We start from the raw sequence: 16,565 nt of genomic DNA on the forward strand, positions 1-16,565 counted from the left end.
CCCCGCGAAGCCACCGGGACGCGCACAGCGGCCCCCCGAGCCCCCACTCACCAGCGGCACGTCCTCACCGGCCGGGCCCTCGGCCTCTCCCGGGCCCTCGGGGAGCCCGACGGCGACGTCGGCGGGCGCGGCTTCCGGCTCGTCGTCCGGGCCTGCCGGGCCTTCGGGGAGCCCGGGGGAGGCGCCCGCGGGGAGGGTGTCCGAGTCGCCGTCAGAGTCATCGGGGAGCCCGGCGCAAGCCTCCGGTGCGCCGGCTCCTGCCCCACCGCCCGAGCCCTCCAGGTCCTCGGAGAGCCCCAGGCAGACCGCCGCGTCGACACCTCCGGCCCCGCGGACGCCCCCGCCGCCCGCCCTCCCCCCGTCCTGGCCGGCCCGGGAGGACCCCTCGGGCGCGGTGGAGGAAAGGCCCGAGAGGGTCGCGCCGCCGACGCCGTCCGAGGAGGCCGCGTCGCCGACGGCCGCCGCCGAGCCCGGCAGGAGCGCGTTCCCCGCAGCCGCCGGCCCACCGCCACCCGTGCCGCTGCCCCCCACCGAGCCCCCGTCCCACCGCCCCGCCCCCCGACCCGGCGGGTACGTCGGCTCCGCGCCGCCCACCGAGCTCTCGTCCGACCGCCCCGGCCCTCGGATCGAGCCGCCCGCGACCGACCCACCGCCCGCTGGGTACGTCGGCACCCAGCTCCCCACCGACCCCCCGCCCGACACCCCCACCCCCGGATCGAACCCCCCGCGACCGGCCCCCGGCCCCGCGGGTACGTCGGTTCCCGGCCCCCCACCTACGACGCCGAACCCACCGCCCTGCCGGCCGCGGATCCCGATGATCTCGATGATCTCGTCGCGGACACCGTGCTCGACGGGGCGCGGTACGGGGCCTGCACCCTGCGGGCCGTGTCGGTGCGCGGGGACTCCGCGCGGTATCGCGGGGAGCCCCGCCGGGACTCCCTGCTCACCGCCCGCTTCGGGACGGGCGAGCAGGCGTTGCTGCTGGTGGCGATGGCGACCGGGGCCCGTGCCACGCCGGGCGCGCACCGGGCGGCCGCCGAGGCCTGCCACTGGATCGGGCGGGCCGTCGGGCGCAGTCACTCCCGGCTCGTCGAGGACATAAGGGCCGGCCGGCGCGGCGACCTCAAGTCCGGCCTGCACCGCCTCACCGACCGCAGCCTCGGCAAACTCCGCGCGAGCGCCGCCGAACAGGGCGTCGACCCGCAGGAGTACGCGGCCGGCCTGCGCTGCCTGCTGCTGCCGGCCGACCCCGAGTGCCGTACGCGCGTGTTCTTCGGCGTCGGACCGGGCGGGTTGTTCCGGCTGCGCGAAGGCGAGTGGCAGGACATCGAACCGCAGGTCACCGACGTCAAGGGCGAACCGGTCCTGGGCTTCGGCTCGCCGCCCTCCGAGACCCCCGAGGGCGACCGGCTCACCATGGACCTGGGCATCCCGACCCCGCCGAGCCCCTACGAACCGGCCCCGGAACCACCCCGCGAACCCTTCCGCTTCCGCACCTCCGTCGCCCGCCCGGGGGACACGCTCCTGATGTGCAGCAACGGCCTCGCCGACCCGCTGCGCGGCGAACCCGAACTGTGCGAGTACCTCGCCGACCGGTGGTCCCGCCCCGAACCGCCCGGTCTCGCGGCCTTCCTCGCCGACTCCCAGGTACGGGTCAAGGGATATGCCGACGACCGTACAGCCGCGGCGGTTTGGGAGGCGTGACCGCGCCCGGTGTGACTTGATGGAACCCGGAGGGATCCCAGGAGACCGAAGGGGCAGACGAGAACCATGGCCAAACAGAACGTCGCGGAACAGTTCGTCGACATCCTCACCCGCGCCGGCGTCAAACGCCTCTACGGCGTCGTCGGCGACAGCCTCAACCCCGTCGTCGACGCCGTCCGCCGCAACTCCGCCATCGACTGGATCCACGTCCGGCACGAGGAGACCGCCGCCTTCGCCGCCAGCGCCGAGGCACAGATCACCGGCGGCCTCGCCGCCTGCGCCGGCTCCTGCGGGCCCGGCAACCTCCATCTCATCAACGGTCTCTACGACGCCCACCGCTCCATGGCCCCGGTCCTCGCCCTCGCCTCGCACATCCCCTCCAGCGAGATCGGCCTCGGCTACTTCCAGGAGACCCACCCCGACCGGCTGTTCGCCGAGTGCAGCCACTACAGCGAGATGATCTCCAGCCCGGAGCAGATGCCGCGGCTGCTGCAGACCGCCATCCAGAACGCCGTCGGCCGCAGCGGCGTCAGCGTCGTCACCCTGCCCGGTGACATCGCCGACCGGCCCGCCCCGGAGCAGGCCGCCGAGACCGCCCTCGTCACCTCCCGGCCGACCGTCCGCCCCGGCGACGCCGAGATCGACCGGCTCGTCGAGATGATCGACGAGGCCGGCAAGGTCACCCTCTTCTGCGGCAGCGGCACGGCCGGGGCGCACGCCGAGGTCATGGAGTTCGCGGCGAAGATCAAGTCACCGGTCGGGCACGCGCTGCGCGGCAAGGAATGGATCCAGTACGACAACCCCTTCGACGTCGGGATGAGCGGGCTGCTCGGCTACGGCGCCGCCTACGAGGCCACCCACGAGTGCGACCTGCTGATCCTGCTCGGCACCGACTTCCCGTACAACGCCTTCCTCCCCGACGACGTGAAGATCGTCCAGGTCGACATCCGGCCCGAACACCTGGGCCGTCGCTCGAAACTGGACCTCGCGGTGTGGGGCGACGTACGGGAGACGCTGCGCTGCCTGATCCCGCGCGTCCGGGAGAAGAAGAACCGGCGCTTCCTCGACCGGATGCTGAAGAAGCACGCGGACGCGCTGGAGGGGGTGGTGAAGGCGTACACCCGCAAGGTCGACAAGCACACGCCGATCCACCCCGAGTACGTGGCGTCCGTGCTCGACGAAGTCGCCTCCGACGACGCCGTGTTCACCGTCGACACCGGCATGTGCAACGTCTGGGCCGCCCGCTACATCTCGCCCAACGGCCGCCGCCGCGTCATCGGTTCCTTCTCCCACGGCTCGATGGCCAACGCCCTGCCCATGGCGATCGGCGCCCAGTTCACCGACCGGCGCCGGCAGGTCGTGTCGATGTCCGGCGACGGCGGCTTCTCCATGCTGATGGGCGACTTCCTGACGCTCGTGCAGTACGACCTCCCGGTCAAGGTCGTCCTCTTCAACAACTCCTCCCTCGGCATGGTTGAGTTGGAGATGCTGGTCGCCGGGCTCCCGTCCTACGGCACCGCCAACAAGAACCCCGACTTCGCCGCCGTCGCCCGCGCCTGCGGCGCCTACGGCGTACGCGTCGAGAAGCCCAAGGACCTCGCCGGCGCGCTGAAGGACGCCTTCAAGCACAAGGGCCCGGCCCTCGTCGACGTCGTCACCGACCCCAACGCCCTGTCCATCCCGCCGAAGATCAAGGCCGAGATGGTGACCGGGTTCGCCCTGTCCGCCTCCAAGATCGTCCTGGACGGCGGCGTGGGCCGCATGCTCCAGATGGCCCGCTCCAACCTGCGCAACGTGCCGCGGCCTTAGACGTCGTTTCCTTTGGCGTGATCGCTCGTTGAGCCGCGCATGACGGATCTGGTCGAGCGGTTGGTACCGGACGAGTTGTGGGTGCTGTTTCGCCGAGTGGTCCCGCCGACGGAGATGAAGCGTCCGCAGGGCGGAGGCAGACGGCGGGCGGGAGACCGCGCATGCCTGGCGGCGATCATCTTCGTGGCCACCTCGGGGTGCACATGGCGGCAGTTGCCCCCGGTGTTCGGCCCGGCCTGGCCGACGGTCTACCGGCGCTTCGCCCGGTGGAGCCGGGACCGGGTCTGGGCCCGGCTGCACCGCGTCTTCCTGGACGAGCTCGGCGCCCGCGGTGAGCTGGACTGGTCGCGATGCGCCATCGACTCCGTCAGTCTCAGGGCCGCAAAAGGGGGCCACTGACCGGACCGAATCCGACCGACCGCGGCAAGAATGGATCGAAGATCCACCTCATCACGGACCGGAACGGTCTACCACTGTCACTGGACGTCTCCGGCGCCAACATGCAGGACAGCCTCGGCCTGAAGCCGCTCGTACGCGGCATCCCGCCGATCCGCTCCCGGCGTGGCCCGCGCCGTCGGCGACCGGCCAAGCTCCACGCCGACAAGGGCTACGACTACGACCACCTGCGCCGATGGCTCCGCAAGCGGGGCATCCACCACCGGATCGCCCGCAAAGGCATCGAGTCCTCGCAGCGGCTGGGCCGCCACCGCTGGGTCGTCGAGAGGACGGTGTCCTGGCTCGCCGGCTGCCGACGGCTGCACCGCCGCTACGAGCGCAAGGCCGAACACTTCCTGGCCTTCGTCGGCATCGCCGCAGCCCTGATCAGCTACCGCAGACTCGCCGACTGAAACGACGTCCTACAGTCCCCAAGCGCGCCGACCGCATCCGCGTCGGCAGTGGTCCAGCCGCTGTCAGGACACGCTGTGCCCCGTCCGAGGCTCGAGGAGGGCGAGGGCGAACTCGAACGCCCGATCGACCCGCGCGCGGTCTCCCGAGACGAGAAGGTCGAGCTGAAGCCCCCGGATCTGAGCCAGGAGGAGGGTGGCCAGGGCTGACGCGTCCTCGGGCTCCCACCCGTCCTGCCTGAGCCACCCGGAGATGAAATCGACGACCTCGGCGTCCATCGACCGCGCCAGCTCCCCTCCGTCGCCGGACTGCCACGCCTTGCCGGCGACCACTTCGAACAGGAGCAGGAACTGCCGCTGCTCCTTCGGCTCGCACAGCCGTCGCCAAGTGATCCTCAGCAGTTGTGCCGCCGACCCGGCTTCCTGGAGTTCCCTGTCGGCGGTCACCTGAGCGAAGAGATCGGTGCGGATCTTCTCCAATACGCACTTGATCAGCTCGTCCTTCGACGAGAAATGGCGCAGCAGCGTCGCATGGGTCACCCCCAGCGCCTGGGCTACCGGACGCAGCGACAGGCCGGCGATGCCGTGATCGAGGACGTACTCGGTCGCTGCGGCCAGCAACTCCGGTCGCCGGTGCTGAAACCGGAGTGTCCGCCCGTCGACGCGCTCGGAACTCATCAGCTGTCGCCCTCCTCCGCTTGCCTGGTCGATTAAGAGTACCAACTGGTTGCCCTAACCGAGTGGTACTGCTACTTTTTCGTGCACCGGAGCCGGAAGCCTCCGCATCGGCCGAGACCCCCTGGGGGACGGCGATGACTGATCCGGCACGGGCACCGATAGCCGGACCTTCCATCAAAACAAGGACACCGCTGATGACTGACACGACGAAGACACTGATGACTGACGACGAGACGGCCGTCCGCGCCGTGTACGTGGCCTTCGCCCAGGCGATGCAGGCGGTGGACCCCGAGGCGATGAAGGATCTGTGGGACGACGGCTACGAGCACCTGGTCTACCAGCCGGAGGAGATCGAAGCCGCCCTCACGACGTGGGACGCGATCGTCGACCACTGGCGCCGGCTTCCGGGATTCGTCGACCGGATCGAAGGGCGTGAGTACAGCAGCGACATCGCTGTGCTCGGCGATGTCGCGCTCGCCTACTGGCGGGGCCACACCACGGTCGAGTTCAAGGGCTCCATCGAGCCGATCGCCGGCGACTCCCGGCTCTCGGCCGTTCTGCGTCGGACTGACGACGGTTGGCGATTCATCCACTGGCACGAGTCGCGCCAGCTCGTCGCCGGATGAGAGCACGACCATGAGTACGGGAGTTCCGCAGCTGCCACGCGGGGAAGTGGGTTTCGCTGATCGCCTGCACCGGCTGGTGTTCAACAAGCTGCGGTTCTACCGCGCTCCCGACCTCGTCGTCCCGCCACGGCCCGACGACGAGGTCAACGCCGCGGTCCGCGGTGCAGCGGCGTACGGCCGGAAGATCGCCGTCCATTCCGGCGGCCACTGGGAGCACTACTGACCCGGGCGACCGGTCGTCTCCTCGGTGAGTACATGCACGAAAATCTGTGTGAGCCCTACCGGGCGAAGCGCCGGTACACCGTCGGCCAGGCCGGGCCGAACACCGGGGGCAACTGCCGCCATGTGCACCCCGAGGTGGCCACGAAGATCGCCTCTCCGTCGGCGGGACCACTCGGCGAAACAGCACCCACAACTCGTCCGGTACCAACCGCTCGACCAGATTAGTCATACGCGGCTCAACGAGCGATCACGTCAAAGGAAGCGACGTCCAAGTCGTCGCGCTGCACGGCTGCCGCAACAACGCTGATCACGCAAGGAAACCCTACGAGGAGTCTGTCATGGTGCAATTACCCCCTGTTCCCCCGGGCCGCGAATTTCACGCCCCCAACCGTTTCGAAATGAGTCTTGAGGACGTCGGGGTTCAGGGCGAGATCCCGCGGGAAATCAACGGGATCTTCTTGGTCGGCGCCGACGAGCTCGTCCCCGCAGCTGTCGGAGGGGCGCTGTGATGCCATTCGATTATGCCGCCTACGAGGAGGCTTTCAACGCCGGGGACGACGATGCCCTGGTGGAGCGTTACTTCACCGAGGACGCCCGGTTCTCCGGGGCGAGCGTGGACCTGCGTGGCCGTGAGGAGATCCGGGCGTTCCTCCACCAGGCCCATGACGGCATCCGCGAGACGATGCGGCCCCAGGTGGTCACCCGCAGCGGCACCCACGTCGCCGCCGAGATCGACACGGATTTCCAGGCGACCGAGGACCGGCCGGACTTCGTGTTCGGGCCGCTCGCCCGCGGCGAGCTGACCACGGTCAAGTTCTTCGTCACCTACGAGCTCGACGCCGCAGGGGAGAAGATCGCCGCGCTGCGGGCCGCGACCTGGAAGGCCGGACAGGGTGTGAGCCCCGCACCGACCCGGATCACGCCGACCGCCGCCGGACGGCGTGCCTTCCTGGACTACCTCATCTCGCTCAGCACCGCGAACACCGAACGGTTCCTCCTCTTCTTCACCGACGACATCGAGCTGACGGTGCCCTCCGTGGGCGTGCTGCGCGGACTGGACGCCGTGGCCGCGTTCTACGGGAAGATGTTCCAGACCGTCCGAGAGAACGTCACCGCGCACGCGGTGATCATCGACGAGCACGCCATCGCGCTGGAGGCAACCACGCGCCTCACGGCCGTCGTGGACGCGCCGGACTTCCCCGGCGGGCCCCTGAGGCAGGGCGAGAGTGTCGAGAACGACTACTTCATCCACTACCGCCTGCATGACGGGCGCATCAACCGCATCGACCTGGCACCTCGCGGCGAGTTGCGGGGACCTTTCGTCGCGGAGTCGGCATGACCGATTACCTGTTCCGCGCACCGCTGTCGACGCCGGAGTCGCGGGCCGGCCACCCGCCGCGACCGCGGGTCGAACCGGCGCAAGGGCATGCTCATCGAGCGTGGCATCCCCGTCGAGGTCTCACCGGGTGTACACGTCTACGTCGACGTGTACCGGCCGGACAACGAGGAACCCGCAGCCCCCTGATCAGCTGATCGCCGTACGGCAAGCACAACCCGGCGCCGATCGGGGTCATCTACCCGGCCAGCGGCGTCCGGCCCGAGGACACCTCACAGATCACCACCTTCGAGGCCCCCGACCCGCAGTATTGGGTGCCGCACGGCTACGCGATCGTGTTGGCCGACATCCCCGGTACGTGGTACTCCGAAGGCCGCGCCGCGTACTGCTCGCCACAGTAGGCCGAGCAGTACGCGGCGCTGATCGAATGGGCCGGCACCCGGCCATGGAGCACCGGGAAGGTCGGCCTGTCCGGAGTCTCCTACCTGACCGTTTCGCAGTGGCGGGTCGCCGAGCTCAATCCCCCGCACCTGGCCGCGATCAACCCGTGGGAAGGCTGGACGGACACCTATCGCGAGGTGGTCCGGCACGGTGGCATCCCCGAAACCTGGTTCTGACCCTACATCCAGGGCCGCTGGGGGGGGGCGAGCACCACCCAGATCGAGGATCTGCCGAGACCGAGGCGCACCCGTTCTACGACGAGTTCTGGGCGTCCAAGAGCGCACAACTCGAACGTATCCAGGTGCCCGCGTTCGTCGTCGCCAGTTGGTCGGACCAGGGCCTGCACACCGGGGGCGCGCTCGAAGGCTTCCGCCGCATCTCCTCGCAGGAGAAGTGGCTGGAGGTCCACGGCCGCAAGAAATGGGCCCACTACTACGACCCCGCCTCGATCGAGCGGCAGAGGACCTTCTTCGACCACTACCTCCACGGACGCGGGCCCGGCCCGTACATGCAGGAAAAACTGTGTGAGCCCCACCGGGCGAAGCGCCGGTAGACCGTCGGCCAGGCCGGGCCGAACACCGGGGGCAACTGCCGCCATGTGCACCCCGAGGTGGCCACGAAGATGATCGCCGCCAGGCATGCGCGGTCTCCCGCCCGCCGTCTGCCTCCGCCCTGCGGACGCTTCATCTCCGTCGGCGGGACCACTCGGCGAAACAGCACCCACAACTCGTCCGGTACCAACCGCTCGACCAGATCCGTCATGCGCGGCTCAACGAGCGATCACGCCAAAGGAAACGACGTCTTAGGAGCGTCGCGGTCCCGCAGGCGGTGGGCCAGCCTGCGGCCCCAGTTCTGGCCCGGCGCCTCGACGTACCGGTGGGTCAGCACGCACAGGGGCAGCAGGACGGCGAAGAACGCCACCAGCAGCGCGAGCTGGTCCTGCCGGCGGCGGCCGACCGTGCCGTCGATCACCGCCAGCAGCACCGGGTGCACCAGATAGACCGAGTAGCTGATCGTTCCCAGGCCGGTCAGCACCCGCGGGATCCGCCGGCGGCGCGCGGCCAGCCCGGCGCCGAAGGTGAGCACGGCCAGCAGGAACGCCGTGAGCCAGCCGCGCCGCGTGAAGTGGTCGCCGTCGCCGTACCGATAGGCACTCGCCACGGCACAGGCGACCACCACGAGGGCGGCGCCCGCCGCACGGCGCCAGGTGGTCTGACCGTGCTCGGCACGGTGCACGGCGCTGCCGAGGAACATCACGGCGAGGATCACCAGACCCTCCCACAGCGGGATCGTGCCGTTGAACGGGACCAGGACGAGCGCCGGCACCGCGCCCAGCACGCCCCCGAACGCCCGCAGCACGGGAGACCCGGAACTCGCGCAGCCGATGGCGACCACCACGGCGACCGACGCGCACGCGATCAGCGGGCCGGTGCCGGCCCTGCCGGACAGGGCGGAGGCCGGCGGCACCACTCCCACCGCCACGCTCACCGCGGCGAGCACGGCCAGGACGACGGCGGCGGACGCGGACCCGCGGTGCCGACGGACCGTGAACAGGGCGACGACCAGCAGGTAGAAGCACATCTCGTACGAGAGGGTCCACAGGACGAGCAGCAGACCGGGCGTCCCCAGCAGCTCCTGCAGCAGCGTGACGTGGGCGACGGCCACCGCGGCCGCGCTCTGCCCGCCGAGGTCACGGCCCTCCGCGAGGCCCAGGAGAACGACGGCGAGGTACACGGTGACGACGGCCGCCCACAGCGGGTACACGCGGAACACCCGTCCGATCCAGAACGTCCGGACGCAGCCCCGGCGTTCCAGCGATGCCGGGACGATGTAACCGCTCACCAGGAAGAACACCATGATGCCGTAGCGACTGGTGTTGAACTGCGGCATCAGCTCCCGCCGGAAGTCCGCCAGGAAGGTGTACGCCGAGTGGTCGAACACCACGACGAGCGCCGCGAGGCCGCGCAGCGCGTCCAGCCAGCCCAGCCGCGCCGGGCCGGCGGTGGCGATGGTCATGCGGCTAGTCCTTCGGCAGCTCGACCCGCACCGGAACGCAGGGCTCGGCCTCGGCCCTGGTCCGGTAGAACTCGACCGCGCGGGGCCGGGATTCGCCCCTGATGTTCTCGAAGGCCAGGACGTTGCCCCGACGCAAGGTGACGTCCCAGCGCGCCTTCAGGGGGATGAGGACCACGCGGTTGCCCTGCTCGTCGACTGCCGGGATCCCGGTGACTGCGCTGCGCTCGCAGACGTGGCCGGAGGGGAGCACGTCGACCGTCACGTGAACGCCCCACGCGCTCACCTTCCGCGCGAGTTCCCGCTGGGCCTCGACACTCATGTCCTGGTCCCTGACGGTGAGCCTGACGCTGCCGTCGCCGCGGGGTGCCACCGCGTACGCCGTCGACTCGGCCGGCGAGCCGGGCACGGCAACCGTGGCGAGCCAGGCCGTCGCACAGGCCAGCGCGACGACGGCGATCCGGCGCGGGGCGAACCCAGGCCGCCGGGAAACCCCCGCCCCGCTCCGCCCGGTTCCGGCCCCGCGCTGCTCGATCTCCCGCTTCAGCCCGTCCAGCAGCCGGTCCTCGAACGTCGTCCTCGTGCTCATGCTTCTCCCCTTGCGACGTGCAGCAGCGATGGGTCCGGCGCCTCCGGCCCCGTGGGACGTGCCGGTACGGCCGGAGGGGGCGTCCCGGCGGCCCGGGCGGCGGACTCCTCCCGCAGCGCCTTGCGCGCCCGGTGCAGCCGGACCCGGGCGGTGACCTGGCGGATGCCCAGCGCGGCCGCCGCTTCGGTGACCGTCAGCTGGTCCACCGCGATCAGTTCCATGACGGCCCGCTCGCCCTCGGGGAGTCTCGCCAGGGCGGCCAGCGCGCGCCGCCCCGGGCTCTCCGCGTCGAGTCTGTCCTCGATGCGGGTGATGTCGTCCGGCTCCAGCAACCGCCGCCCGGAGATGCGCAGGTCGCGTTCGGTCTCCCGGGCGACCCGGCGGCGCTCCGACGACACGACGTTGCGCGCGATGCCGTACAGCCAGGCGGTCTCGCTGCCGAGGCGCGGCCGGTAGGTGTGGGCCGAGTCGAGGACGGCGAGGAAGATCTCGGCCGTAAGGTCGGCCGCCGTGTGCGGGTCGTCCACCCGCCGGGCCACGAAACGCATCACCGCGTCCACGTGGCGCCGGTAGAACTCCTCGAAGAGCCGCGGGTCCCGCACCGCCGCGGCGGGCCCGCCCCGTAACCGTTCCGCGTCATCCACAGGTGTCACCTTGTCGTCGAAGGCACGTCACTTGTTCTTGGAACGAGGCGCGGAAAGCGTTACAGGGGAGACAGAGGCGGTCAGCTGTACGGCGTCCACTGGCGCGCGGACGTGTCGTACGTGTAGCGGGGCAGGCCGGCGATGCCGCTGGTGCGGAACGGGCGGCCGTCGTCGTCGATGCGGACCGTGCCCCGGCGGCCCTGGGAGGACCAGTCCAGCTCCAGGTACCAGCGGCAGTCGCAGCCTGCCGTCCGGGCGGTGACCAGCAGCACCTCCGGGTCCTGCGCCGAGACGCGGTACGGCATGCGCACGGCCGGGATCGGCGTGCCGGCGTCGCTGCCGGGGACCGCGTGGGCGAGGGGGCGGTCCTTGTCCAGGTCCACGGCGAAGTGGCGCGGGGTGACGGAGCCGCCGCAGCCCTGGTCCATGGCGTAGGCGTTGCCCTGGACGGGTGCCGAGCGCCCCACCACGCGCACGCGCAGCGCGTGCAGCACCACGGCCGTGTCGGACCGCCCCTGCACCGACAGTTCGACGAGCGTCTCGCCGCCGTGCACCGCGCCGTGGGCCGCCGCCCAGGCGCCGGCGTCCTGCGGGGGCGGCGGCGGGGCGACCCGGCTCGGGGGCCTGGCGACGACGTAGTCGTGACCGCAGCCGAGCTTCCAGGCCTGGGAGTCGGCGGACCAGGTGAGGGGCGGGCCGGAAGGCGCCTTGCCGGTGGGCGGGGTGGTGCGGGAGGAGGGGGCGGGGGAGGGCTCCTTCTTCTTGGGGGTGGCGGACGGTGAAGGCCGTTCGGTGGTGGACGAGTTGCCCGGCGTGGGCGGGGCGGTGCGGCGGTCCGGCGCCTCGGCCTCCGCCGTGCCGGTCGCGGACGGGCCGACGGCACGGGCGCGGTCGTCGGCGGGTGTCCGGCGGCCGTCCGGCAGCGCGGAGAGGCTGCCGAGGGTCGCGAGCAACGCGCCGGCGGCCGCCAGCCCGACGGCGATGCGTCTGCGGCGGTACCAGGGGCGGCGGGGGAGCGGGGTCTCGCCGGAGGGGGCCGTCTCCTGCCCGAGCGCGGTGTCGCCCGCCGTGCGTGGCGTGCCGGTCGGGTCCGCCGTGTCCGCCGTGTCCGCCGGGATCGGGGACTCTTCCTCCTCCGCCGCGTCGGGCAGTGTGTCCTCCGCCGTGCCGGCGGCACTGGACGTACTCGCCGTACTCGCCGTACTCGCCGTACTCGCCGTGCGAGGCCGTCGGCGGGCCTCCACCGCCAGGAGCCAGCGGCGGTGGAGGTCCAGGCGTTCCTCGGGGACGCCCCGCAGAGGGCCGCGAAACGCTCCACGGGGGCGAAGTCGAGCGGGACCGCCTCGCCCGCGCAGTAGCGGTGCAGCGTCGAGGTGTTCATGGCCAGACGGCGGGCCAGCGAGCCGTAACTGCGGTCCGTGCGCTCCTTCAGCGCCCGCAACCGCGCCGCGAACTCCCCGACGTCGTCGACCTCGTCGTGTGCCGGCACCGTTCCCCCGTCCTCGTGTGGTCCCCCGCCCGGGACGGCATCCCAGGCACCCATGTACCTGCACGTCAGAGGGGCTGGGATGGTTCCACCCCGCCGGACCGGGCGCCGGCTGTTGCGCACGCCCGCCGTGACGGCTGATGCTTCTGGTGCCGCGCCGACCAGGCCGGACGACCACCGGCGTCGCCGCGGCATCCGGTATCCACGCACTCACCCACGGGGGAACACTCATGTCCATGCGCATCCGAGCAGGCGCGCTCACCGCACTCGCCGTCGCCGCACTCACGGTCGGCACGATGTTCACGGCACCGGCGGCCGGTGCCGCACCGAAGACCGCCTCGCCCAAGTTCCTGTCGGCGTCCGAGCTGCCGCCGCACCCGACCTCGGCCTGGACGGCCGGCCCGGTCACGGAGGGGTTCCCGCAGGGACTCGGCTCCTGCGTCGACACGGAGGGCGTGACCTCCTACGACTACCGGCACCGGGAGTTCCGGACCGACCTGGAGACCAGCGCCGTGCAGCTGACCGTCGTGGCGGACACGCCCGCCCTGGCCAAGGCCCTGGCGAAGCACTACGACGACCTGATCCGCACCTGCGCCGACCGCATCGAGAAGAACGACCCGGACGTCGTCGAGGCCGAGGGCCGGGACTACGGTCCGCTGCCCGTGGAGGAGGGGGCGCGCGTCCGCGGCGTGTACACCGAGACGTCCTGGGGCGCCACCGACATCTCGCTGCTGTCCGTCGGACGGGACGGCAGGACCGTCACCGTCGTGTCGTGGGGCCAGATGGGCTTCTTCGACAGCGCTCCCGTGGAGGCCTTCAAGAAGACGACGACCACCGCCGTCAACAAGCTGTACTGACCGCGCCTCCGCCGGAAGACCGGGGCCGTCCTCCCGCCACGGGGGTGGGGGAGGGCGGCCCCGTCCTGCTCATGACGGCCGTGCGGACCGTCGTACTTCGGCCAACTTCACCGCGGCACCGCGCACTCCGCCCCGCCGCCCCAGCTCTTCACCGCGTACGCAGGGATCGGCAGCCGGCCGTCGGCCCATCGTCCGATCTCCGGCGGTCAGGATCCGCCCGGGGACCCGGACCGGCTACCCTCTTGTCCCCCTCTCCGCCACTGCCGTGCCGTTCAGCGCCCCGCCACCCGGGCCGCCCGCCCCGCTCCCGTGGCCGAACACCTGGTCGTTGACAATTCGACATGACTGTCGCGTGTCCGATGGGGCATGGATCCCCGTGAACGTGTTCGAGCAGGAGGGGAACCGACATCGGCGCGCGGGCGGGGGTCATGGAGAGGCAGGCACGAGGAGGCGGTCCCGTAGCGATAGGGGCCTTCTCGGCGAAGACGGTGGAGGACAAGGCCGACGACGTCACGGAGCAGGTGCCGGCGCCACAGCTGAGGCGCAGACTCGGGCGGGCGGACCTCAGGGCCGTACCGGAAGCCCGCAGGGCCCTGCGGGAGTTGCTCCGGCAGTGGGGCAGGCCCGGGCGATCCGATCTTCCCGACATAGCGGAACTGCTCACCAGCGAACTCGTCACCAACGCGATCGTCCACACCGACCACGACGCGGTCCTGACGGCCACCGTCGGCCCCCGCGGACTGCGCGTGGAGGTGCGGGACTTCGTGGCCCGCAGACCCCGGCTGCGCCTGCCGGTCACCGACGACGGCACGAACGGCCGGGGCCTGTTCCTCGTGCAGTCCCTCGCGGACGCCTGGGGGGTCAGGGCCCACGGGGTGGGCAAGGCCGTCTGGTTCGAGCTGGCGGCCGAGGCGGCGTGAACGCCGAAGGGGGTGCGGCCCGCAGGCCACGCCCCCTCCTCTTCCGCTGCGGCTCGCTCAGCCGAACTGCTGCTCCAGGTCCTTGAGCTTGCGCTCCAGGGAGTCGAGGCGCGGCAGCGCCATGGTGTCGTCCTCCGCGGTGAGGTCGACGGTCACCGGGTCAGCTCCGTGGCGAACGGGCTGCAGGGAGGGACGCGAGCGGACGGGCAGTTGTTCCGGCGCGGATATGGCAGGCTCCGCGGAGACCTGCGAGGAGCCGCGCTCCACCTGCACCTCCAGCTGCCGGCCGCCGCCGCGGCCGAGGTAGCCGCGGTGACCGCGGCTGATCGCCTTCAGCTGGGCCCGCTCCACGCGCTGCTGGTCGCGGCGGCGCTGCCGGTCCGCGTCCTTCTTGCGCTTGTCCTCGCGGACCTCGTCGACCGCCTCGTCGAGGCTGCGCACACCCTCCAGCAGCATCAGCGACCAGGCCTTGTACGTCTCGCGGGGGGCCCGCAGCCAGCGCACGATACGGATCTGCGGCAGCGGGCGCGGCACCAGGCCCTGCTCGCGCAGGGCGGCCCGGCGGGTCTGCTTCAGCGCGCGGTCGAACAGGACCGCCGCGGAGAGGGACATGCCGGCGAAGAAGTGGGGGGCGCCGTCGTGGCCGACGCCCCTGGGCGCGTGCACCCAGTTGAACCAGGCCGCGGCGAGCGCGAACGTCCAGACCAGTATCCGGGAGCCGAGCGCGGCGTCACCATGGCTGGCCTCGCGCACCGCGAGCACGGAGCAGAACATCGCCGCGCCGTCCAGGCCGAACGGGACGAGGTACTGCCAGCCGCCGGACAGGCCGAGGTTCTGCTCGCCGAAGCCGACCAGGCCGTGGAAGGAGAGGGCGGCGGCGACGGCCGCGCAGCAGAACAGGAGGACGTAGGAGACGGTGCCGTAGACGGCCTCCTTGCGTCTGCGGCGTTCCTCGCTGCGCTCCCAGGAATCGTCCGCGCTCGTGTCCTTGACCGAGGAGCGCTTGCCGCGCGCGAGCACCGCCACCGCCGCCAGCATGCCCAGGAGAAGCACGGCGCCCGGAAGCAGCCAGTTCAGCGATATGTCGGTCAGTCTCATGTGGGTGGTCCCTTGCATGGGGATAGGGCGTAACGCCCGCCATAGTGGCCCAATCCCACCGGCCCTCAGGGGGTTTCGGGGCAAGAGGCCGCCAAGGAAGTGCAAGGGAATGCCCAGGGCGGCGTTCTGCTCGAACTGCCGCTTGAGGGGCGGGAGTTGAGTTCGAGCAAGAATACCCGTACGGGTGGTTCTCCGGAAAGTTCCCGTGACCCGTGAGGAAGTTGTGAATCGCCTGTGGGCGTGTGGGTGTCCGGTTCCGTGATGATCCTACGGGACGCCGGGAGGCGCGTTGTCCGACAGGGTGTCAACTGGCCGTGGCCAGGAGCTTGGTGACCCGGTCCGCGTCGCAGGTGCGCGGGCAGGTGGCGCAGGTGTCCTCCGGGCGCAGGGTGTAGAACATGCAGCAGCTCGCGCGGTCCCGGGTGCGCAGGGGCTCGCCGCCCGGGCCGGTCAGCTCCCGGAACGCGGCCGTGCCGACGTACGGCTTCGTCGCGCCCGGCAGGAGCAGCTCCAGCTCCCGCATGGCGCGCCGCTCCTCGATCCCGCCGAGCAGCTGGGCGACGTACCACAGGCCCTCGACGATCTCGTCGGTCGCCATGCCCCACAGGGCCCGGCCGCGGCGCCGCATCCTTGGGCCGAAGCCCGTCAGGACCGGCTCCAGGTGCTCGGCGACCGCCGACCGCACCTCGGCCCGCAGCGCCTCCTCGTCCGGGACGACCCGGGCGCCGGGCAGCGCGGCGGCCTCGTCGTCGGGCAGGCAGGCGAAACCGGCCGGCCGGACCGCCATGCGGCCGAGGGCGTGGCCGGGGGCCGTGCGGTCGTACGAGACGTGCGTCACGGGGTAGCGGGGGACCCTGCGGTGCAGGAACCAGGGCGCGGTGATCAGGAGGCAGGCGGGCCAGGCGTAGCGGTGCAGGCCGAAGCTGGCGACGACGTCGGGGCGGGCCCGCTGGTCGTAGTCCCGTTCGATCTGGGCGTCGTCCCAGGCCAGGTACGTGTCCAGGGCGGGGCCGGCGGCCGCGAGGTCGGCGGCCGTGATCCAGCCGCCGCCGCGCGGGGTCTCCTCTTCGGGGGTCAGTTCGGTGACGGCGAGCCCCGGGAGGATCTCGGCCAGGCGGGCGTAGGCGCCGGAGACGGCCGAACGGGGCACGGGCATGCGATCACCGATCCACGTCTATTGAGGGGCGTTTGGAGGTAAGCCTTACCTTACCCAAGATCGCTGGGATTTGAACTGGCGGTCGGTGCGCTTATGGTGCTTGACGGGCGAGTAACAAGCCGCCGTAATGACGCCAAGTAC

16 protein-coding genes and 3 pseudogenes are annotated in these 16,565 nt (G+C 71.6%); 10 read left to right on the top strand and 9 right to left on the bottom strand.

Annotated elements, in window-relative coordinates:
* Positions 1–843: 843 nt before the first annotated feature.
* The 3 genes from C1703_RS31855 to C1703_RS31865 all read left to right on the top strand — a co-directional run bounded on the left by C1703_RS31855 (position 844) and on the right by C1703_RS31865 (position 4,361).
* Positions 844–1,704, top strand: a complete 861-nt coding sequence (locus tag C1703_RS31855; RefSeq protein WP_232840649.1) for a protein phosphatase 2C domain-containing protein — start codon at positions 844–846, stop codon at positions 1,702–1,704.
* Between the two features lie 66 nt (positions 1,705–1,770).
* Positions 1,771–3,513 (top strand): pyruvate dehydrogenase, encoded by a 1,743-nt coding sequence (locus C1703_RS31860; protein ID WP_114256072.1) that lies wholly within the window; start codon positions 1,771–1,773, stop codon positions 3,511–3,513.
* 39 nt (positions 3,514–3,552) lie between these two features.
* Positions 3,553–4,361, top strand: a protein-coding gene (locus tag C1703_RS31865; protein WP_198678332.1) for an IS5 family transposase whose coding sequence is annotated in 2 segments (ribosomal slippage) — positions 3,553–3,907 and positions 3,907–4,361 — 810 coding nt in all. Because the reading frame shifts where the segments join, the coding sequence is not laid out codon by codon here.
* A gap of 63 nt (positions 4,362–4,424) precedes the next feature.
* Here the strand turns inward: C1703_RS31865 and C1703_RS31870 are convergent.
* The gene (locus tag C1703_RS31870; protein WP_114256074.1) at positions 4,425–5,036 is read right to left on the bottom strand and encodes a TetR/AcrR family transcriptional regulator; all 612 of its coding nucleotides are present in this window, start codon (positions 5,034–5,036) and stop codon (positions 4,425–4,427) included.
* Between the two features lie 194 nt (positions 5,037–5,230).
* Here C1703_RS31870 and C1703_RS31875 point away from each other — a divergent pair, with 194 nt between their 5' ends.
* The gene (locus C1703_RS31875) at positions 5,231–5,662 is read left to right on the top strand and encodes a nuclear transport factor 2 family protein (RefSeq protein ID WP_232840650.1); all 432 of its coding nucleotides are present in this window, start codon (positions 5,231–5,233) and stop codon (positions 5,660–5,662) included.
* A 10-nt stretch (positions 5,663–5,672) separates the two neighbouring features.
* Positions 5,673–5,885 carry a hypothetical protein gene (locus C1703_RS31880; RefSeq protein ID WP_114256076.1) on the top strand — a complete coding sequence of 71 codons (213 nt, stop codon included), beginning with the start codon at positions 5,673–5,675 and terminating at the stop codon, positions 5,883–5,885.
* Between the two features lie 64 nt (positions 5,886–5,949).
* On the opposite strand, the pseudogene C1703_RS39945 reads toward C1703_RS31880, so the two are convergent.
* Positions 5,950–6,113 (bottom strand): annotated as a pseudogene (locus C1703_RS39945) (IS5/IS1182 family transposase); the annotation flags it as partial.
* A 109-nt stretch (positions 6,114–6,222) separates the two neighbouring features.
* Between C1703_RS39945 and C1703_RS39125 the strand changes: the two are divergent.
* The 3 genes from C1703_RS39125 to C1703_RS31905 all read left to right on the top strand — a co-directional run bounded on the left by C1703_RS39125 (position 6,223) and on the right by C1703_RS31905 (position 8,214).
* Entirely contained in the window at positions 6,223–6,393 is a 171-nt protein-coding gene (locus tag C1703_RS39125) for a hypothetical protein (protein WP_157993195.1), read from the top strand.
* The gene (locus C1703_RS31890) at positions 6,393–7,223 is read left to right on the top strand and encodes a nuclear transport factor 2 family protein (protein WP_114256077.1); all 831 of its coding nucleotides are present in this window, start codon (positions 6,393–6,395) and stop codon (positions 7,221–7,223) included. Before C1703_RS39125 ends, C1703_RS31890 begins: the two co-directional genes overlap by 1 nt.
* Positions 7,224–7,665: 442 nt before the next feature.
* On the top strand, positions 7,666–8,214 hold the full coding sequence (locus tag C1703_RS31905; RefSeq protein WP_232840651.1) for a CocE/NonD family hydrolase: 549 nt from the start codon (positions 7,666–7,668) through the stop codon (positions 8,212–8,214).
* On the opposite strand, the pseudogene C1703_RS31910 reads toward C1703_RS31905, so the two are convergent.
* The 5 genes and pseudogenes from C1703_RS31910 to C1703_RS31930 form a co-directional block, all read right to left on the bottom strand.
* Positions 8,202–8,423, bottom strand: a pseudogene (locus tag C1703_RS31910) (transposase); the annotation flags it as partial. The gene C1703_RS31905 and the pseudogene C1703_RS31910 overlap by 13 nt on opposite strands.
* An 18-nt stretch (positions 8,424–8,441) precedes the next feature.
* On the bottom strand, positions 8,442–9,677 hold the full coding sequence (locus C1703_RS31915) for an acyltransferase (protein ID WP_114256080.1): 1,236 nt from the start codon (positions 9,675–9,677) through the stop codon (positions 8,442–8,444).
* 4 nt (positions 9,678–9,681) lie between these two features.
* On the bottom strand, positions 9,682–10,263 hold the full coding sequence (locus C1703_RS31920; protein ID WP_114256081.1) for a hypothetical protein: 582 nt from the start codon (positions 10,261–10,263) through the stop codon (positions 9,682–9,684).
* A complete protein-coding gene (locus C1703_RS31925) occupies positions 10,260–10,907 on the bottom strand; it encodes an RNA polymerase sigma factor (RefSeq protein ID WP_114256082.1) in 648 nt (215 codons plus the stop codon). Before C1703_RS31925 ends, C1703_RS31920 begins: the two co-directional genes overlap by 4 nt.
* A gap of 80 nt (positions 10,908–10,987) precedes the next feature.
* A pseudogene (locus C1703_RS31930) lies at positions 10,988–12,588 on the bottom strand (helix-turn-helix domain-containing protein).
* Between the two features lie 35 nt (positions 12,589–12,623).
* Here C1703_RS31930 and C1703_RS31935 point away from each other — a divergent pair.
* Positions 12,624–13,250 carry a hypothetical protein gene (locus tag C1703_RS31935; protein ID WP_114256083.1) on the top strand — a complete coding sequence of 209 codons (627 nt, stop codon included), beginning with the start codon at positions 12,624–12,626 and terminating at the stop codon, positions 13,248–13,250.
* A gap of 428 nt (positions 13,251–13,678) precedes the next feature.
* On the top strand, positions 13,679–14,170 hold the full coding sequence (locus C1703_RS31940; RefSeq protein ID WP_232840652.1) for an ATP-binding protein: 492 nt from the start codon (positions 13,679–13,681) through the stop codon (positions 14,168–14,170).
* 57 nt (positions 14,171–14,227) lie between these two features.
* Here C1703_RS31940 and C1703_RS31945 read toward each other — a convergent pair whose 3' ends face one another.
* Both C1703_RS31945 and C1703_RS31950 read right to left on the bottom strand, forming a co-directional pair.
* The gene (locus C1703_RS31945; RefSeq protein ID WP_031121174.1) at positions 14,228–15,268 is read right to left on the bottom strand and encodes a DUF2637 domain-containing protein; all 1,041 of its coding nucleotides are present in this window, start codon (positions 15,266–15,268) and stop codon (positions 14,228–14,230) included.
* A gap of 304 nt (positions 15,269–15,572) precedes the next feature.
* Entirely contained in the window at positions 15,573–16,424 is an 852-nt protein-coding gene (locus C1703_RS31950; RefSeq protein ID WP_114256085.1) for a (2Fe-2S)-binding protein, read from the bottom strand.
* Between the last annotated feature and the right edge of the window lie 141 nt (positions 16,425–16,565).

The organism is Streptomyces sp. Go-475, from assembly GCF_003330845.1.
GTDB lineage: Bacteria > Actinomycetota > Actinomycetes > Streptomycetales > Streptomycetaceae > Streptomyces.